Origin of the sequence: Leptotrichia sp. oral taxon 847 (assembly GCF_001553645.1) — a bacterium.
GTDB lineage: Bacteria > Fusobacteriota > Fusobacteriia > Fusobacteriales > Leptotrichiaceae > Leptotrichia.
This window is the reverse complement of sequence record NZ_CP014231.1, coordinates 1,676,102-1,695,179: the sequence shown is the minus strand read 5'-3', so window position 1 is coordinate 1,695,179 and position 19,078 is coordinate 1,676,102. Positions and strand designations below refer to the sequence as shown.

The 19,078-nt window shown below is 31.7% G+C and carries 15 protein-coding genes and 1 other annotated feature; of the genes, 1 reads left to right on the top strand and 14 read right to left on the bottom strand.

Translation table 11 applies throughout. The annotated features are described in order from the left end of the window. Positions 1-62 precede the first annotated feature (62 nt). The 11 genes from rpoZ to AXF11_RS07865 form a co-directional block, all read right to left on the bottom strand. Positions 63-275 (bottom strand): DNA-directed RNA polymerase subunit omega, encoded by a 213-nt coding sequence (gene rpoZ / locus AXF11_RS07915; protein WP_068156832.1) that lies wholly within the window; start codon positions 273-275, stop codon positions 63-65. Positions 276-316: 41 nt separating this feature from the next. After that, positions 317-862: a guanylate kinase gene (gmk, locus tag AXF11_RS07910; protein ID WP_068156830.1), complete on the bottom strand. Its 546-nt coding sequence runs from the start codon at positions 860-862 to the stop codon at positions 317-319. Between the two features lie 102 nt (positions 863-964). Next, positions 965-4,978 (bottom strand): DNA-directed RNA polymerase subunit beta', encoded by a 4,014-nt coding sequence (rpoC, locus tag AXF11_RS07905; protein ID WP_068156825.1) that lies wholly within the window; start codon positions 4,976-4,978, stop codon positions 965-967. Between the two features lie 69 nt (positions 4,979-5,047). Continuing rightward, complete coding sequence (gene rpoB / locus AXF11_RS07900; RefSeq protein WP_068156822.1) at positions 5,048-8,494, bottom strand: DNA-directed RNA polymerase subunit beta; 3,447 nt, start codon at positions 8,492-8,494, stop codon at positions 5,048-5,050. 324 nt (positions 8,495-8,818) lie between these two features. Further along, positions 8,819-9,187, bottom strand: coding sequence for a 50S ribosomal protein L7/L12 (gene rplL, locus AXF11_RS07895; protein WP_068156819.1), 369 nt, complete (start codon positions 9,185-9,187; stop codon positions 8,819-8,821). A 47-nt stretch (positions 9,188-9,234) separates the two neighbouring features. After that, complete coding sequence (gene rplJ, locus AXF11_RS07890; RefSeq protein ID WP_068156816.1) at positions 9,235-9,744, bottom strand: 50S ribosomal protein L10; 510 nt, start codon at positions 9,742-9,744, stop codon at positions 9,235-9,237. Positions 9,745-9,754: 10 nt separating this feature from the next. Continuing rightward, positions 9,755-9,924: a sequence feature (ribosomal protein L10 leader region), on the bottom strand. Between the two features lie 149 nt (positions 9,925-10,073). After that, positions 10,074-10,928 carry a metal ABC transporter permease gene (locus tag AXF11_RS07885; RefSeq protein ID WP_068156813.1) on the bottom strand — a complete coding sequence of 285 codons (855 nt, stop codon included), beginning with the start codon at positions 10,926-10,928 and terminating at the stop codon, positions 10,074-10,076. Positions 10,929-10,930: 2 nt separating this feature from the next. Continuing rightward, positions 10,931-11,866 carry a metal ABC transporter permease gene (locus AXF11_RS07880; RefSeq protein ID WP_068156810.1) on the bottom strand — a complete coding sequence of 312 codons (936 nt, stop codon included), beginning with the start codon at positions 11,864-11,866 and terminating at the stop codon, positions 10,931-10,933. Beyond that, positions 11,866-12,618 carry a metal ABC transporter ATP-binding protein gene (locus AXF11_RS07875; protein WP_068156808.1) on the bottom strand — a complete coding sequence of 251 codons (753 nt, stop codon included), beginning with the start codon at positions 12,616-12,618 and terminating at the stop codon, positions 11,866-11,868. The genes AXF11_RS07880 and AXF11_RS07875 overlap by 1 nt, the downstream gene beginning before the upstream one ends. Positions 12,619-12,673: 55 nt before the next feature. After that, positions 12,674-13,591: a metal ABC transporter solute-binding protein, Zn/Mn family gene (locus AXF11_RS07870; RefSeq protein ID WP_068156805.1), complete on the bottom strand. Its 918-nt coding sequence runs from the start codon at positions 13,589-13,591 to the stop codon at positions 12,674-12,676. A gap of 30 nt (positions 13,592-13,621) precedes the next feature. Then, positions 13,622-14,032, bottom strand: coding sequence for a metal-dependent transcriptional regulator (locus tag AXF11_RS07865; RefSeq protein WP_082729399.1), 411 nt, complete (start codon positions 14,030-14,032; stop codon positions 13,622-13,624). A gap of 218 nt (positions 14,033-14,250) precedes the next feature. Here AXF11_RS07865 and AXF11_RS07860 point away from each other — a divergent pair, with 218 nt between their 5' ends. After that, positions 14,251-15,921: a formate--tetrahydrofolate ligase gene (locus tag AXF11_RS07860; protein WP_068156802.1), complete on the top strand. Its 1,671-nt coding sequence runs from the start codon at positions 14,251-14,253 to the stop codon at positions 15,919-15,921. 53 nt (positions 15,922-15,974) lie between these two features. Here the strand turns inward: AXF11_RS07860 and tyrS are convergent, their stop codons facing one another. From tyrS to AXF11_RS07845, 3 genes are read right to left on the bottom strand one after another with little or no spacing between them, the layout of a single operon-like run. Then, complete coding sequence (gene tyrS / locus AXF11_RS07855) at positions 15,975-17,198, bottom strand: tyrosine--tRNA ligase (RefSeq protein ID WP_068156799.1); 1,224 nt, start codon at positions 17,196-17,198, stop codon at positions 15,975-15,977. Between the two features lie 49 nt (positions 17,199-17,247). After that, positions 17,248-18,177 (bottom strand): phosphatidate cytidylyltransferase, encoded by a 930-nt coding sequence (locus tag AXF11_RS07850; protein ID WP_068156796.1) that lies wholly within the window; start codon positions 18,175-18,177, stop codon positions 17,248-17,250. Further along, positions 18,167-18,883 (bottom strand): isoprenyl transferase, encoded by a 717-nt coding sequence (locus tag AXF11_RS07845; RefSeq protein WP_068156783.1) that lies wholly within the window; start codon positions 18,881-18,883, stop codon positions 18,167-18,169. Before AXF11_RS07845 ends, AXF11_RS07850 begins: the two co-directional genes overlap by 11 nt. Positions 18,884-19,078 lie beyond the last annotated feature (195 nt).

The window sequence follows — 19,078 nt, the reverse complement described above, 5'->3', positions numbered from 1 at the left end:
AGATATTACATTATAAGTATAATTTGATTTTTTAAATAGTCAATACTTTATTAAAAATTTTTTTAAATTTCTTCATCTTCTATTTTTTTGTTGTCGTTATAAATAATTTCAACTTCATCATTCATGATATCTGAAAAAACTTCATCCATTACTTCAAATTTTGCTTTATCTTTTTTCAATTCAACTTTTGCAATTTTTCCTGCAACAATTGCCAATTCATATTTATTTGGTACTTTTTCCAATAATTCATCTATAGTTATTTTTTCTTTTTTCATTATTTTAAAAAGTTTTTTTAAAAACTTTCTCCTTTCGATATTTATAAATTTATAATATTTATTAACTCATTGCACGACTCTTCAATATTTTTATTTACGATTACATAATCATATTTTTTTTCGTATTCAAGTTCTTTTTTGGCATTTTTTAACCTTAACTCAATAACTTCTTCGCTATCCGTCTTTCTATTTCTAAGTCTATTTTCCAAAACTTCTAAATTTTCTGTCTTAAAAAAAACTAAAACCGCGTCTTTTTTCTTTTCTTTTACAATTAATGCACCTTGGACATCAATTTCCAAAATGACATTAAGTCCTTTTTCCAAATTTTCTTCCACTGTTTTTTTTAGTGTCCCGTAATAATTTCCATGGACATTTGCAAATTCATAAAACTCATCATTTTTTATTTTTTTTTGAAATTCTTCTTTTGTCAAAAAATAATAATCTTTCCCGTCAATTTCCCCATTTCTAGGTTTTCTCGTAGTTGCAGAAATTGAAAGTGGAATATTCAATCTATCTTTTACTAGTTTTGTAACTGTTGATTTTCCTGACCCAGATGGTCCTGATACAACAACCAATTTCCCTTTCATAAAAATCACCTTATTCATTTTAAATCATTGAAATTAAAAACTAACTTTATATTATGAGATAAGGGAAATTTAAAATTTCCCTTATTCTTTAATCATAATTTCTTATTCTTCAACAGAAATTTTGTCTTGAGTTTCGCCATCTAATATGTCTTCTTGATTTTCTGCCTCTTCATTCACAATATCAGATTTTAATTTGGCATCTAAATGTAAATAATCTTTAAATCCTGTTCCTCCTGGTACTCTCTTACCGATTATGACATTTTCTTTCATTCCTTCAAGTCTATCAATTTTTCCTTCAACTGCCGCATTCGCTAATACTTTTGTAGTTTCTTGGAATGATGCTGCCGAAATGAAGCTTTCTGTATTTACTGCCGCTTTTGTAATACCTTGTATTACAGGTTCGTAAGTTGCAGGATTTTTTCCTTCTGAAATTAATTTTTCATTTTCTCTTTCAACAATTTTCTTTTCGACTAATTCATCTTCTAAGAACAGTGAATCTCCGACTTCTTTGATTTTTACCTTTTGGAACATCTGCTTAACTATTATTTCAATGTGTTTATCGTTTACTGTAACCCCTTGTTCACGATACACCTGTTGTACTGATTCCAAAATAAATTGCTGTGCTTCCACAAGCCCTTTAATTTTTAAAATATCATGAGGTGAAACCGGTCCATCAGTAATTTTTGCACCTTTTTCAATTAACATTTCATTTGTTACAACTAGATGTTCTCCAACTGGAACTGTATATTCCTGAATTAATTCCCCTGTTTCAGGATCTTCCACAAGAATTAGACGCATTCCTTTTTTCTTTTTATCCGAAAATACAATTCTTCCAGATACTTCTGACAATATTGCTTTTCCTTTAGGATTTCTTGCCTCAAACAATTCCTGTACACGTGGAAGACCTCCAGTAATATCCTTGTTTCCTTCCCCTGTTTTCAGTATTTTTGTTATAGTTTGACCTTTTTTAACAACATCTCCCTCATTTACCATCAGATATGCACCGTATGGAACTGCATATTCCACTTTTCTGCCATCATCTGTATAGATGATAATTCTAGGGTTTACATCATTACTTTCGACTGGTTTAATTGCAACTTTTTCAGTAACACCATATTTAACATCGATATTTTCTTTAACATAAATATCTCTAAATTCCACTTTACCTTCTTCAGATGTAATAATCGGTGTTTGATAAGGATCAAATTCCACAAGCACCTGTCCTTTTTTAACTGTATCTCCATCTTTTACATGTAAAGTTGAACCAGACTGAATTTCATATCTATGTTTTCCAATTATCAGACGTCCATTTTGTGAAACAACGATTTCTTTTCCTTCTTCATTTACAAGTGTTTCAATATTTCTAAACTTAACTTTTCCAGAAACATCCGCTTTATAGTCAGATTGGACTGAAGCTGCTGTGGCAACCCCTCCAGTATGGAAAGTACGCATTGTAAGCTGTGTACCAGGTTCTCCAATTGATTGAGCCGCAATTACTCCAACGGCTTCTCCTTTTAAAATTTCCTTATGATTGGACAAATCAAGTCCATAACACTTTCTACAAACACCTTTTTCCAATTTACAAGTTAGAGGTGTTCTGATTTCCACTTCACGAATTTCCAATTCTTCGATTTTCTTAATCAATTCATCATTAATCAAAGTATTTCTAGTTGCGATAACTTCTCCGTTATGAACCAAATCTTTTGCAAGCGTTCTACCGTAAATTCTTTCACTTAATTTTTCGATAACTTCCCCAGCGTCCATCAAATCCGATACGACAATTCCATGTTCACATCCACAATCATCGTGATTTACAATAACTTCGTGCGAAATATCAACCAGTCTTCTTGTCAAATATCCTGAATCCGCCGTTCTTAATGCGGTATCCGCAAGTCCTTTTCTCGCTCCATGCGATGACATAAAAAATTCCAGAATGTTAAGTCCCTCTCTAAAGTTGGCTTTAATCGGCATTTCAATAATTCTACCTTGCGTATCTGCCATAAGTCCACGCATTCCACCTAATTGACGCATCTGTGCAATTGACCCTCTGGCTCCTGAATTTGCCATCATATAAACTGGATTAAATTCGTCTAGATTATCCATCATATCCTTTGTCACTTTTTCAGTCGCTTCTGCCCAGATACTTACTGTTTTTCTATATCTTTCTTCATTAATAATTTCCCCGGCTTTATATTGCTTTTCAACTTCTGCCACACTTTTTTCAGCATTTTCTAGTATTTCTTTTTTAGTTTCAGGAATTTTCAAATCTTCAATTCCAACTGTAATTCCAGCAAGCGTACCATGATGATATCCAAATTCTTTAATATCATCTAGTAAACTTGAAGTTTTCACAAATCCGTATTTTTTATAAAGTACAGCAATCAAGTTTGCCAATTCTTTTTTACCAAAGGTAATTCCATAATTTCTAACTTCTTTTGGTAATATCAAATTAAACATCAATCTTCCTGGTGTTGTTTCAAGTAATTCATCTTCAACTCTAACTTTTACCATTGCGTGAACTGACACTTTTCCGCTTTGATAAGCTGTTATTAATTGATTTCTGTTAGAAAATAATCTTCCTTCGCCTTTAGCACCTTTCTTTTCTTTTGTCATGTAATAGCATCCCATTACCATATCTTGAGAAGGCACGGCAATTGGTTTACCACTTGACGGTGCGATGATGTTATTCGTTGCAAGCATAAGTATTTTGGCTTCCATCTGTGCTTCTTGAGACAATACTAAGTGAACTGCCATTTGATCCCCATCAAAATCGGCATTAAACGCAGAACATACTAGAGGATGAAGTCTTATCGCTTTCCCTTCTATTAAAATTGGTTCAAACGCTTGAATTGATAGTCTATGTAATGTTGGCGCACGATTTAACAATACAGGATGATTTTTAATAATTTCTTCGATTAACTCCCATACATTTTCATCCTCTTCTTCCACCATTTTTTTTGCAATTTTTACATTGGAAGCTAATTCCCTTTGTACTAATTCTCTCATTAAAAATGGTTTATATAACTCAAGTGCCATTTTTTTAGGAAGTCCACATTGATTCATTTTTAGGCTTGGTCCAACAACAATTACCGATCTTCCCGAATAATCGACCCTTTTTCCTAATAGGTTTTGTCTAAATCTACCTTGTTTTCCCTTTAACATATCAGATAATGATTTTAACTCCCTATTATTTTGAGTAACTACTGGTTTTCCACGGCGACCGTTGTCAATTAAGGCGTCAACTGCTTCCTGCAACATTCTTTTTTCATTTTTTATAACGATTTCAGGCGCTTTTATCGACATCAATTTTTTAAGCCTTATATTTCTGTTGATTACTCTTCTGTACAAATCATTTAAGTCAGAAGTTGCAAATCTTCCCCCATCAAGCTGTACCATTGGTCTTAAATCCGCAGGAATTACAGGAAGTACCGTCATAATCATCCATTCAGGTCTATTTCCAGAAAGGATTAAATCTCTTACTATTTTTAGCCTTTTTATAACTTTTTTTCTTTTTTGAGATGAATGTTCTGTATCCATTTCATTTTCTAATTTTTGTTCCAACTCTTTTAAATCAATTTCTTCTAATAGCGCTAAAACTCCTTCAGCTCCCATTTTTGCCGTAAATTCGTTTTTAAATTGGCTTTCATAAAGTTTATATTCTCTATCAGTTAAAATTTGACCTTTTTCAAGTCCTGTTTCTCCTGGATCAGTTACAATGTATCTGGAAAAATATAAAACTGATTCCAGCTCTTTTGTGCTTATTCCCAATAAAAGACTCATTTTATTGGGTGTTCCTTTAGAATACCAGATATGTGCAATTGGTGTAGCAAGTTTAATGTGTCCCATTCTTTCACGACGAACTTTTGAAGTTGTAACTTCAACTCCACATTTTTCACAAACCATTCCTTTGTAACGCATTCTTTTGTATTTTCCGCACGCACATTCATAGTCTTTTGACGGTCCAAATATTCTCTCACAGAAAAGTCCTTCCATTTCAGGCTTTAGTGTTCTATAATTTATTGTTTCCGCTTTTGTAATTTCTCCATATGACCATTCCAGTATTTTTTCCGGCGATGCCAGTTTTATTTGAATACTATTAAAATCTCTTATACTCATTAATAAGAGCCTCCTCAATATTATTTATTCCACTTTTTTTAAGAGAGTGGGAAACTTTTTTATCTTTTTTTATGCATCAACATTTTTATCTAATTCAATTTGCTGTCCATCTTTATCATAAAGAGCCACGTCTAATCCAAGTGACTGGAATTCTTTTATAAGTACTCTAAACGATTCTGGCGCATCTGCTTCTGGCATTGCTTCTCCTTTTACAATTGCTTCGTAAGTTTTTGTTCTTCCGCTGATATCATCTGATTTTACAGTCAACATTTCTTGTAAAATATTTGACGCACCATAAGCTTCCAGTGCCCAAACTTCCATTTCTCCAAGTCTTTGTCCACCAAACTGAGCTTTTCCTCCAAGTGGCTGTTGTGTTACTAACGAATATGGACCAATAGCTCTGGCATGCATTTTATCTTCTACTAAGTGGTGAAGTTTTAACATATACATTCTTCCAACAGTTATAGGATTATCAAAAGGCTTTCCTGTTCTTCCATCAATTAGTTTTACTTTACCAGTTCTGTCATATCCAGCTTCTTCTAAGTATCTCTTTATATCTTCTTCTTTTGCTCCATCAAATACAGGAGTTGCGATATATTTATTAATATCTCCAATTGCAAGTCCTAGGTGAACTTCCAATACTTGTCCGATATTCATACGAGATGGCACTCCTAGTGGATTAAGGCAAATATCAATAGGTGTTCCATTTTCTAAATGTGGCATATCTTCAACTGGTAATACTCTTGAAATTACCCCTTTATTTCCGTGTCGACCAGACATTTTATCTCCGACCATTATTTTTCTTTTTTCAGCGATGTAAATTCTAATCAATTTGTTTACTCCAGCTTTTAAATCGTCTCCATTTTCTTTAGTTAATTCCAGCACATCGACAACTGTCCCTTTTACTCCATGTGGAAGTCTAAGAGATGTATCTCTCACATCTTTTGCTTTTTCCCCAAATATTGCACGAAGTAATTTTTCTTCAGCCGGCGGTTCAGTTTCCCCTTTAGGCGTAACTTTTCCAACCAAAATATCATCTGGAACAACATGCGCCCCAACTCTTATAATTCCATTTTCATCAAGATTTTTAAGTGCTTCTTCAGATACATTAGGAATTTCTCTTGTAATTTCTTCATCTCCTAATTTTGTCGTTCTAGCTTCTGTATCAAATTGTTCGATATGAATAGAAGTAAATACATCATCTTTACGAAGTCTTTCTGAAATCAAAATTCCATCTTCAAAGTTGTATCCTTCCCAAGGCATAAATGCTATCAAAACATTTTTTCCAAGTGCTAAATCTCCTCCAGCTGTTGATGGTCCATCAGCAATTATATCACCTTTTTTAACTTTTGCTCCCAAATCTGTAATTGGTTTTTGGTGAAGACACATAGATTGATTTGATTTTTCAAAATTTAAAAGTCTGTGTGAATATTCTTTTCCTTCATCATCTGTTACAACTATTTTTCTAGCGTCGACATAAGTTACTGTCCCAGTTGCCCGTGAAGTAATTACCGCTCCAGAATCCACAGCTACTTTTCTTTCAAGTCCTGTTCCCACATAAGGTGCTTCTGTTTTAAGTAGAGGTACTGCTTGACGCTGCATATTTGACCCCATTAGTGCACGATTGGCGTCATCGTGTTCCAAAAATGGAATAAGTCCCGCTGACACTGACACAAGTTGTTTAGGCGACACGTCCAATATATCAACTTTGGATTTGTCGATATGCACGATTTCATCTCCGTAACGGCAAACAACTTCATCTGTTAAGAAATTTCCATCTTTGTCAATAGGAGTATCCGCTTGAGCGATAAACAACCCTTCTTCTTCATCTGCCGCCAAATATTCAATATCATCAAAATCCGCTTTACCATTTTTAATTTTTACAAATGGAGTTTCGATAAATCCATATTTATTAACTTTCCCATAAGTTGAAAGTGAAGCGATAAGTCCAATATTTGGTCCTTCTGGTGTTTCTATTGGACAAATTCTACCGTAATGTGAATTATGAACATCACGCACTTCAAATCCTGCTCTATCTCTTGAAAGTCCTCCTGGTCCCAACGCTGAAATTCTTCTCTTATGAGTCAATTCAGATAATGGATTTGACTGATCCATAAATTGCGACAGCTGTCCACTTCCAAAAAATTCAAGAATTAACGCATTTAATGGTTTTGTATTTAACAAGCTTTGCGGTGTCAAAGTTGTAATATCCTGAATAGTCATTTTTTCTCTTACCATTTTGGACATTTTTAACATTCCGCCTTTTATTTGAATTGAAAGAAGCTCTCCTACTCCTCTCACACGACGGTTTGATAAGTTGTCAATATCGTCTGTAAAGCCTTCCCCGCTCACAAGATTTTTCACATATTCAATTGTATTCAACACATCTTCTTTTGTAAGTACAATTACATCTTCTGGTACATTAATTTTAAGTCTTTTGTTAATTTTATATCTTCCTACATCTGCTAAATCATATCTTTGTGGATTAAAAAACATCTGCTTTACAAGCGATCTGGCACTGTCAACTGTAACTAAATCCCCTGGTCTTAATTTTCTAAACACTTCTATTACAGCTTCATCATTTGTTGTTGTGCTGTCGTTTAACATCGCATTTGCAATAATTCTATCTTCAGGTTTTACTTCCCAAATATCAAGCTTTTGAAGTTTTTCATCCAATATTTTTTCAATGACAACTCCGTCGATTAATTCTTTAGATTCGACAATAAATTCCCCTGTTTCTTCGTCAATTATATCTTCTCTTACAAAACTTCCCTCTAACTTCAAACGCAAAACTTCATCCAGCTCACTATCTTTATATTTTTCATAAATTTCTGATAAATCAATAGTCTTAGCTTCAAAAAATTCATCCATAATCTGTTCATTTGATTCAAAAAAGTCAACGGCTTTTAAGAAAACTGGAAGCAACACTTTCTTTCTTCTATCAATTTTTACATTAAGAACATCATTTTTATCCGTTTCAAACTCAAGCCAGGTTCCTTTATAAGGAATAATTTTCCCAATAAACACATCTTTTCCTGTCTGAATATTTAGCTCTTTGTTAAAAGTTATTCCAGGAGATCTGTGTAATTGCGAAATAACAACCCTTTCCGCACCATTTATAATAAATGTAGCTTTATCTGTCATAAGCGGTATATCTCCAAAATGAACTAATGTTTCCTGAATTTCTCCTGTTCGTTTATTAGTTAATTTTAATCTAACTTTTAATTGACCGGAATATGTTTTACCTCTTTTTTTACACTCTAGTTCGTCATTTAGCGGCTCGTCATTTTCATGAATTTCGTACCACAAATATTCCAATTTTAGCAGCCCATTGCTTGATTCGATTGGAAAAATTTCATTAAAAATTGACTCAAATCCTTTATTTTCTCTTTTTTGAGGTGGCAATTTTGTCTGTAAAAAATCTTCATAAGAATTTATCTGAAATTCTAAGAAGTGTGGCATTTCCCCTCTGTCTACTATTTTTCCAAAACTATATCTTTCAATAAGTTTGTCCATTTAAAAAATTCCTCCCTGTCATAGAACATATTCTTTTATTAAAATTAAATTTTAAAATTAAACTTTACTTGAATGTTCTTAATAATTTGATTTTTTATCCAGTTACTTTTTATAATAAAAAAACAACTAAATCCTAATTTTAATATAAAAATTAATACAAAAAAGACCGTAATTATACGATTTTTTTACACTTCAAAATATATTTATCAAATTTCAAAAATTCAATAAATATATTTTAATTTTCATATTCAAACAAAAATAGTGGAAAAAGACACTCCAATTCCTTAAAAAGAGTGTCTTAACTATTGATTTGGCTTGATTTAACTATTTTAATTCAACAGTTGCTCCTGCAGCTTCTAATTTACCTTTAATTTCTTCAGCTTCTTCTTTAGATGCTCCTTCTTTAACTGCTTTTCCTCCAGCTTCAACTAATTCTTTAGCTTCTTTTAATCCTAATCCTGTAATTGCTCTTACTTCTTTAATTACTGCTAATTTAGCTCCTCCTGGAGATACTAGGATTACATCAAATTCAGTTTTTTCTTCAGCAGCTCCTCCTGCTGCAGCTCCTCCTGCTACTGCAACTGGTTGTGCAGATACTCCAAATGTTTCTTCAATAGCTTCAACTACTTCTTTTAATTCTAATACAGACATAGCTTTTAAGTCTTCTATAAATTGTTCTTTATTAAATGCCATTATTTTATTTCCTCCTAATTTTTTTATTTTAAATTTTTAGCTGAAAATTATTCAGCTGCTGGCGCTTCAGTTTCTTTTTGTCCTGCTACGTTTGTCAATGCCACAGCTAACATTCTAACTGGCGACAACAATCCGTAAGCAACTTGACCAAGTAATTCTTCTCTCGATGGTAATTTTGCTAATGCTTTAACAGTATTAACATCAACTCTTTCAGCATCAACCATTCCACCTTTGATTATTAATTTATCTTTTAATTTGTTTCCAAATTCATAAATTAATTTTGATGGTGCAACTCCATCTTCATAACCCACAGCAAAAGATGTTGATCCTTCCAACAAATCATCAAAATCTGCTTCGATTCCAACTTCTTTTAATGCAATTCTCATAAGTCTATTTTTTGCTACAAAATATTCAACTTTTAATTCTCTAGCATTTTTACGAAGTTCTGTATCTTCGTTAACACTAATTCCTTTATAATCAACAAAAACCAGAGCTTTTGCATCTTTTAATTTTTCAGTTAATTTTTTAACTGCATCTAATTTTGCTTGTGCTGGCAATTTGTTCACCTCCTCAAATAAAAAAACCTCTGAAACAAAAACAATAAGCCAGAGGTATTATTATAACGAAATCTATCTAAGAATTTATTTTAAACTCCAACAATCCATTACAACTACCTCGGTAGGATTTTATGAACTTTCCATTCCACCTACTGTCTTTGGCTATAGTTAAATAATCTAATTATTTTTTACTATCAAGTATTATTATACACTATTCGTAAAAAAAAATCAAGTCTTTTTGAAAATTTTTTTGAAATAAAATTATAAAAACTATTTTTTATATTTCAACAATACAAAAATTATTAAATAGACTTGAAATTTTCAGTTATTTACATTTTTATTCTTTTTTGAAAATAAGTTTCCATTTGTTTTTTTAACAAAACAACAAGAAAAATTACTCCAATTACTACTGCTATTGTTCCTGCAATTGAAACATCCGCTATTATTGCCAAAAAATATCCTATTATACTGGCGACTGCTCCTATTGCAACACTTATAATTATCATATTTCTTAATTTATTTGTCAATAAATAAGCAATTACAGGTGGTCCTATCATAAAAGATACAACTAATATTGAGCCAACTACATTAAACGAGACAACTGAAGTTATTGATGTTAATAAAATTAACAGATAATGAATTAATTTGGGTTTCATTCCCAAAGTTTTTGCAAGTTCACAGTCAAAAGTTGAAATTTTTAATTCTTTAAAAAATATAAATATAAATAACGAATTTACTATAAATACTGCAAGCCCTGAAACCAACCCCACAGGAACGCTAAGTCCTAAAATTTTCATTCGGTTGAACGGAGCAAAGACAATTTCTCCCAGTAAAACGGAATCTATATCCAAGTGAACATTTCCCGCAAATTTTGAAATTAATATGACAGCTATACTAAATAAGAACGGAAATACTGCTCCTATTGCAGAATCTTCTTTCATTAACTTAGTTGAATTTAAAACTTCCACCAGATAAACCGTTAAAATTCCAGTCATTCCCGCACCAATTATTAATATTGGTGAATTTAAATTATGAACTGCAAAAAAGCCTATCACTATGCCAAGTAACACAGTGTGAGAAATTGCATCTGAAATCATTGCCATATTTTTTAACATCAAAAATGACCCTAACACAGAACACGCTGCTGCAATTAATATCGCTATTATTAATATCTCTAATCCCATTCTTATTTTACCTCCATTTTTTTACTTCTTTTATATTCTTTCATACTCTTTTTCAAAATTTTACTTTTTCTTTTTCTTTGTATCACTTTTAATAAAATTCCTCTCTTATATGAAAAAAGCAAACTTATTATTAAAATTATACTCATAATTATAACTACAATTGGACCCGTTGGAAGATTACTGTCCGTTATGCTAATGACTGTTCCAATAAATCCTGCCACTCCTCCAAAAATTCCTGATAAAGCTACCATTACAGAAAGTTTATCTGTCCACTGTCTTGCTGCAATTGCGGGAGAAATAAGCATTGCACTAATCAAAATAATTCCGACTGCCTGTATTCCCACGATAACTGTTACTACTATTAAAATTGAGATTACCAAATTAAGAATTTTACTGGGATAACCCAAAGTCTGCAAAAAATCCGCATCAAAGGAAACTAATTTAAATTCTTTCCAAAATAGTATTACTACTAATAGTAACAGCGTTCCTGTAAATAAGATGATATCTATATCTCTTTTTGTAAAAGTCGAAGCTTGACCAAAAATAAATTTTGTAAGTCCAGATTTATTTGAGCCGGGAAGTCTATTTAAATAAGACATGAAAACTAATCCAAGGCCAAAGAATACTGACAGTACAAATGCTAATGCACTATCAAGTTTTACTTTTGTATGATTTTGTATCAACTGAATCAAAATAACACACAAAATCCCTGTAATTAAAGCTCCAACAAGTAAATATTCAGTTTTTTTTACATTCATTATCATAAAAACTAAACATATTCCAGGTAATGAAGCGTGTGATATTGTATCACCAAGTAAACTTTTTTTATCAAGCACGGCAAAGCAACCTATAACTCCACACAAAATTCCTAAAAGCATACAACCTAACGCAACTATCCTAAAAGTATGTTCATTTAACAAACTATGTATTATTCCCATTAAATCTCACCTTTTTTCTCATCTTTTGTCTTGTATGTTTTTTTTATATTTTCTTCTGTGAATATATCACAAACTTTTCCAGTTGCTATTATTTCTTTATTTATAAATGTAATGTAGTCAAAATATTCTTTGACTGTCTGCAAATCGTGATGGACTGCTATTACCGTCTTTCCTTCATCCCTTAATTTTTTTAATATCTTAACTATTGATTTTTCAGTTTTGCTGTCTACCCCTTGGAAAGGCTCATCCATAAAATAAATTTGTGCCTCCTGAACTAATGCTCTAGCTAGAAATACCCTTTGTTGTTGACCTCCTGAAAGCCGACTTATCTGTCTATTTTCAAATTCTTCCAAATCCACTTTTTTTATTGCCTCTTTTACTTTGAGCTTATCTTCTTTTCGCACTCTTTTTATCCATCCAACTTTTCCATATGTTCCCATTTCAACGACATCAAAAACAGTAGTTGGAAAATCCCAGTCCACACTTCCTCTTTGAGGCACATAAGCTATTTTATTTCTGACTTTTTTATACTCTCTGCCAAAGAATTTTACTTCTCCATTCAAACACTTAACCAATCCTAGCATTGCCTTTATCAGAGTCGATTTTCCTGCGCCATTTGGTCCAACTATTGCCATCAAAATTCCTTTTTTTATATTTAAATTAATATCCCACAGAACAGGACTTTCTTCATAAGCAACTATCAAATCTTTTACTTCTATTACATTGTCATTTATTACATCATCTTTTTTCATTTTATTCCTTTCAATTTAATTTTCATTTTTAATTTTTTTATTTTGTTGTAAATACTTACTTTAGTGCATCGACAATTACATCTGTATTTGCCTTAACCATTTTTATATATGTATCGGTATTGTGTTCTTTATCTCCCAGTGAGTCTGAATACAGTTCTCCTCCTATTTTGACTTCACTTCCCTTGGATTTCACAGCTTCTTGTAATGCTTCTATACTTTTTTTAGGAACTGATGATTCCACAAATATCGCCTTTATATTTCTTTGAACGATAAAATTCGCAAGTTCCAAAATGTTTTTTGTACCAGTTTCCGAATCTGTTGAAACTCCTTGAATTGCTTTTACCTCCAATCCAAATTTTTCACCATAATACCCAAATGCATCGTGTGCTGTTACCAAAACTCTACTATTTTTTGGTATTTCTTTGATTCTGTTGGTGATGTATTCACCGAGCCTTTCCAGTTCTTTTTTATATTTTTCATAATTTTGATTATAATAGCCACTATTTTTTACATCCATTTCACTCAGTTTTTTTGTTACAGCTTTGGCTTCTGTTTCCCATAAATCTGTATTAAACCACACGTGTGGATCAGGAGTATTTTCCTGAATAAAATGGATTTTGCTTTTATCCAGACTTTCTCCCACATTTAGCACTTGCTTTCCCAGTTCAGGCAATTTTTCAAATATTTCAGCCATTTTCCCTTCCAAATGTAATCCTCCATATATGATAACATCCGCTTTTGATAATTTATCCACATCTCCTGCACTGGCTCTATATAAATGTGGATCAATTCCTTCTCCCATCAGTCCCGTTACAACGACTTTATCTCCACCTATTGTTTTTACCAAATCCGTTAACATTGTCGTAGTTGTTACAACTTTAAGCTTTCCATCGCTTTTGTTATTTTTTTGGCTGCATGAAATAAATAAACAGAGTAAAATTAACCCCACCATCAACTTTTTTAGCCGTTCCATAATTTCTCCTCTCAAGTTTTATAAATTTTTCTAATCTTTTTTTGTTTTTTTGTCAGAAAAAATGGGTTTTCCATGTGGACATTTTTTTGGATAAAACAAAAATTTTTCTAATTTTTTTAATAACTTTTCACTTGTCACGTGTTCCAAAATTTCCGCTTCATCGTGTATTTCGCTTTTGTCATATCCCAATTTATCCACTAAAAATACTTCCCAAACTCTGTGTTTTCTTATAATATCTTTTGCTAATTCACTTCCTTTTTCAGTTAATTCAAGATCTTTACCATTTATTTTGAGATAATTCTCATTTGAAAGTTTTTTTATCATTTCACTTACTGAAGCTGGAGAAATATTTAGATAGATAGCCAAATTTTTATTTGAGTAATTATTTTTTTCTTTCAAAGAATAAATTCCTTTTAAATAATCTTCAACACTTCTACTCATCTTTTTACTCCTTTGTTTTTCATTTTTAAAACTTTTCAAACTTTTCAAAGCATAAGTTAGGCGTCCCTAACCTTTTACATTTTACCATCAAATATTTAGTTTGTCAATATATGTAAATTGATTTTTTCAAAAATAACTAGACTTGCAATAACTTTTTTTAGTATAATATAAACGTGGATAACAAAGTAAATTTAACTATAAATTTTTTAGGAGGACAAATGACGGATATAGAAATCGCTCAAAAGGCAAAATTAAAAAAAATCAGTGAAATTGCAAAAAGTATTGGACTTTGTGAAGACGACTATGAACCTTATGGAAAATATAAAGCAAAAGTTAGTCTTGACGTTTTGAAAAGAAATGCTAATAAAAAGGACGGAAAATTAATTTTGATGACAGCTGTTACACCAACACCTCCCGGTGAAGGAAAATCTACTGTAACAGTTGGACTCACTCAAGCGTTAAATAAACTTGGGTATAAATCTATTGCAGCATTAAGAGAACCATCACTTGGTCCTGTTTTTGGGATGAAAGGCGGAGCTGCAGGCGGTGGAATGTCGCAAGTTGTCCCAATGGAAGAAATCAACCTTCATTTTACAGGAGATATTCATGCAATAGGAGCTGCGCACAATCTTATTTCAGCTTGTATTGACAATCACATTCATTTTGGAAATGAGCTTGATATTGATGTAAATAACATCACCTTTAAAAGAGTTGTGGATATGAATGACAGGAATCTAAGAAATATAGTAATTGGACTTGGTCCAAAAGTAAATGGAATACCTAGGGAAAATTCATTCCAAATCACTGTTGCATCAGAAATTATGGCTATTTTTTGCCTTGCTGATTCGATTATCGACTTAAAGAATAGAATTGGAGAGATTGTCTTTGCTTATAACAGAAAAGGTGAAATGTTGAAAGTAAAACAACTAAACATTCAAGGAGCTGTCGCAGCTCTATTAAAGGATGCAATTAAGCCAAATTTAGTGCAGACATTGGAAAATACGCCTGTATTTATTCACGGAGGTCCATTTGCCAACATTGCTCACGGATGTAACTCTTTAATCGCAACAAAGATGGCGTTAAAATTATCGGATTATGTTGTAACAGAAGCTGGATTTGCAGCAGATTTGGGAGCTGAAAAATTTTTAGACATAAAAGCTAGATTTGGAAATCTTGAACCAAATGTAATCGTCATAGTTGCAACAGTGAGAGCACTAAAACATCACGGCGGAGACAAAGACTTAAAAACTGAAAACTGTGAAACTCTTACAAAAGGACTGGAAAACTTGGAAAAACATATCGAAAGTATGCAAAAATACAATATTCCAGTCGTTGTTGCAATTAATAAATTTATAAGTGATACAGATGCTGAAATTGAAGTGATAAAAGATTTTTGTAAAAAACAAAATGTTGAAGTTGCACTTTGTGAAATCTGGGAAAAAGGTGGCGAAGGTGGAAAAGAACTTGTTGAAAAAGTGATAAACGCTATCAAAAAAAATGAAAATTCATCTAAAAAATACGCTCCACTTTATAATTTAGATCTGACAATTCAAGAAAAAATTGAAAAAATTGCAAAAGAAATTTATGGAGCAGATGGAGTAAACTTTTCTGCAAAGGCCAAAAAAAATATTCAAAAATATGTTGAAAATGGTTATGACAAGCTTCCAATCTGTATTTCTAAAACTCAAAAATCACTTTCTGACAACCCAAATTTATTGGGACGTCCAAAAGGATTTAAAATTACAATAAACGAGATAAGACTATCAGCTGGAGCAGGATTTTTAGTAGCAATGGCAGGAGAAATAATAGATATGCCAGGCCTTCCAAGAAAACCCGCGGCAGAATTGATTGATATTGATGAAAATGGAATAATTTCAGGATTATTTTAAAATATTCAAACTAAAAAACTATCCCAAATTTATATTGAGATAGTTTTTTTATATTATTTAATTTTCACAATTTTTTTCTTCCCAGCTCTCACAATCATTCCGCTTTCAAGAACAACTGTTGCTTTTACATCTTTTATTGGCACATCATTTATCTTAAATCCACCCTGCTGAATCAATCTTCTAGCTTCACTCGTTGTTTTAAACATTTTAAGGTCTTTTACCAATAAATCAATAACTCCAACTTCTTTATACTCTAATTCAACTTCTGGCAAATCTACATTCAGATTTTTTTTACTGAACACATTTTCAAACCAATCTCTAGCTTCTTTCGCAGCTTCTTCACCGTAGTAAATTTTTACAACTTCAGCTCCTAATTGTTTTTTAGCTTCCATTGGATGTAAACTTCCGTCTGCGATTTGTGCCTTAATTTCTTCAATTCTCTCAAAAGGAACATCAGTTATCATTGTATAATAATTTTCCATCAATTCATCTGAAATTGACATAACTTTACCAAACATATCATTTGGCGTATCTTTTACACCGATATAATTTCCTAATGATTTTGACATTTTTTCCACTCCATCAAGTCCAACTAAAATTGGCATTATCATACAAATTTGTTGCTCTTGACCAAAGTTTTTTTGCAAATCTCTTCCTCTTAACAAATTGAATTTTTGTTCTGTCGCACCTAATTCCACATCGGCGTGTAACTCAACTGAATCGTATCCTTGTAAAATCGGATACATAAACTCTATCAATGAAACTGGTTTATTTTCCGACAGTCTTTTTGAAAAATCTTCTCTCGAAATCATTTGCGATACTGTAAATTGTGATAATAAATTTAACGCATCTGATAGTGATAATTTTTCCAGCCAGTCAGCGTTGTAAACTACATTTATTTTATCCAAGTCCAATATCAATTTTACTTGATCTAAATAAGTCTTGATATTTTCCATAACCTGTTCTTCAGACAACATTTTTCTAGTTTCTGATTTTCCTGTCGGATCTCCGATTCTTCCAGTAAATGTTCCGATCAAGAAAAATACTTCATGACCTAAATCCTGAAATTGTTTCAATTTTCTCAAAGGCACTGCATGTCCCAAGTGCAAATCAGATCCAGTCGGATCAATCCCCAATTTTACTCTCAATGGAGTATTAGTTGCAATTGATTTTTCCAATTTTTTCTTAAACTCAGCTTCATTTATTATTTCATCGCAACCACGACTCAAAATATTAAATTGTCTTTCCACTTCTTGTTTGATTTCTAATTCTGTCATTTTTTTCTTTTTTCTCCTTCTATATTATGTTTTTATATTTTTTATTCAACTAATAGTAAGCTACATATTTCATAAAGAAATAAACTATTGGCAGTACAAATAGCGCACTGTCAAATCTATCCAAAAATCCACCGTGACCCAATAGCAAATTTCCAGAATCTTTTATTTCAAATTCCCTTTTTATTTTTGATTCCACCAAATCTCCCAGTTCTGCAAAAACTCCTATTGCTAAAGCCAATAAAAATGCCTCCCAAGGTCTAAGTCCTATTGAATAATACGTTTGAGCATTACAAGTCTTTGAAATTAATGAAAATCCGCAAATAAAATTAGCTATTGCCAAATAAAGCTTATCAAAGATCAATATTACTCCAAAAACACCTAAAACCCCTGCAATCGCACCTTCTATTGATTTATTAGGACTTATTTTAGGAGCCAATCTTTGTTTAAAAAGTTTACCTCCGATTGATTTCCCAACAAGATAAGCTGTAGTATCACAAGTCCAGATAAGTATAAACGCCATTGTTACCAAGACTCTTCCGTTGGGAAATTCGTATTTTAATAGCAAAATATAAGAAAATAAATACGCCACATATATTACTCCAAAAATTGTGTATGAAATCTCTGACATCGCATTTTCGATTTTCACTTTGAAGATTTGCCGCAAAGAAAGCAGCATCAAGGCAAAGACTATAAAGCCACCCATATCAAAATTTATTTGTCTAAAAAAATCCAACTTAAAATATTCAAATATATTTTTAGAATTTTGCTGAAAATATATTGCAATTGGCAAAAACAATCCAAGTCCCATTCCTATTCGATTTGCAACTTCAAAACCTTTATCTTTGAGCATTTTGTAGAATTCGTGCAGTGACACACCTATTATTGCAAGTGTAAATACCAAAAACATCAAATTCCCCTTTAAAAATATCCAAAGTAAAAAAGGCACAAATACTAAAATAACTAAAAACCTACTTAACATTCAAACCTCCATATCTTCTATCCCTTTTATTAAAGGATAAAATCGCTTTATCTAATTCATTTTCATCAAAGTCAGGCCAAAAAACATCTGTTATATAAAATTCCGAATAAGCGATTTCCCAGAGTAAAAAATTACTTATTCTGAATTCTCCGCTTGTTCTAATTACAAGCTCTGGATCTGGAATTTCTGGACGGTACATATACTTTGAAAACTCTTCTTCGGTTATTTTTTCAAATTTTTTTGTCTTATTGTCAATCAAAATTTTGTTCACCGCATTTACAATTTCTCTTCTTCCACCGTAGTTAAAAGCTATATTAAAAGTTATTTTATCACAGTTTTCTAAATATTTTTCTGTAGCTTCAATTTTTTTTAGAAGCTTTTCAGAAATATTTTCTTTTTCCCCTGTTACAACCAACTTTACACCTTGTTCCCTCAAATTCTTTTTCTCTTTGTCCAAATATTTTCCAAATAAATCCATAAGACCACTTACTTCTTTTTGCGGTCGCTTCCAATTTTCAGTTGAAAAAGCATAAACAGTCAAATATTTTATTCCAATTTCACCAGCATATCTTAAAATTTTCTCAAGGCTGTTTGCCCCAGCTCTATGTCCTTCTAATCTAATTTTTCCACGCTTTTTTGCCCATCTCCCGTTTCCATCCATAATAATTGCTATATGTTTTGGTATCAATAAATTTTCTTTATCCATCTTTTGACCTTTCAAGATATTTTTTATAATTATAACAGGGTATACACTATTTTTCAAGCATAATTTTATTAAATTATATTTTTATTTCAAGATTATCTGCAACTCGTTTTTTTGAAAGATTTTAGCTATTATTCTTTAAATTTTAAATTATTTAACATATTTTATACTTAAAAATTACAAATTAATCGGTATACA